Annotated in this window: 2 protein-coding genes; both read right to left on the bottom strand. The window is 68.2% G+C overall.

Annotated elements, in window-relative coordinates:
* The coding region (locus AQI88_RS42405; RefSeq protein WP_107118819.1) for an IS3 family transposase at positions 1-571 on the bottom strand (571 nt) is incomplete at its 3' end.
* 23 nt (positions 572-594) lie between these two features.
* On the bottom strand, positions 595-921 hold the full coding sequence (locus AQI88_RS42400) for an IS3 family transposase (protein WP_067011153.1): 327 nt from the start codon (positions 919-921) through the stop codon (positions 595-597).
* Between the last annotated feature and the right edge of the window lie 35 nt (positions 922-956).

Here is a 956-nt window from a genome sequence, read left to right as displayed (position 1 = left end):
AATGATGAACCAGCCCTGGCCCAGCGGGAGTTCCGGCGCGGTCGCGGCACCACAGGGCCATGCCGAGGGCGTCGAGGACGAGCTTGGCCCGCTTGCTGGTGGCGGCCGACCAGCCCACGATCGCCCGGGAGAACACGTCCACGACGAACGCGACGTAGACGATGCCGGACCAGGTGGCGACATAGGTGAAGTCGGCCACCCACCGCTGGTTCGGACGTGACGCGGTGAAGTCGCGCTGCAGCAGGTCAGTCGCCCGTTCATGCCCGCTGTCGCGGACCGTGGTGCGGATGTTCCTGCCGCGTCGGGCGCCCTCCAGGCCCAGGTCGTGCATCAGCCGGGCGACCGTGCAGCGGGCCGCTTCGATGCCCTCACGGTGCAGCTGCCGCCAGACCTTGCGGACCCCGTAGACGCCATAGTTGTCGGCATGGACGCGGCTGATCTGGGCCTTCAGCTCCGTGTCCCGCATCGCCCGGGCGCTGGGCCCACGGTTCTTGGCGGCGTAGTAGGTGCTCGTTGCGATCTTCAGTCCGTGCCCGGAGAGCACACGGCAGATCGGCTCGACGCCGAACACCTTCTTGAACTCGTCGATGAACGCTACGAGCGTTTCGACGGCCGGTCGAGCTCGGCCGCGAAGAAAGCCGACGCCGCCTTCAAGATTTCGTTGGCCCGTCGCAGTTCGGCGTTCTCGGCCCGCAGACGCTTGATCTCCGCGGCTTCCTCGGAGGTGGTGCCGGGCCGCTCGCCGGTATCCACCTGCGCTTTGCGGACCCAGGTCCGCACCGTCTCCGCCGCTCCGATGCCCAGCTTCGCGGCGACCGCCTTCATCGCGGCCCACTCGGTCGGGTAGTTCGGGCGGATCTCCGTGACCATGCGCACCGCACGCTCACGAAGCTCGGGAGGGTAGGGGGACGGACGTGCCATGACTCGATCCTCTCAGGGAATCGAGCCTCCATCAG

This window comes from Streptomyces cellostaticus (assembly GCF_001513965.1).
Taxonomy (GTDB): Bacteria; Actinomycetota; Actinomycetes; order Streptomycetales; family Streptomycetaceae; genus Streptomyces; species Streptomyces cellostaticus.
This window is presented reverse-complemented; position numbering and strand designations above follow the sequence as displayed.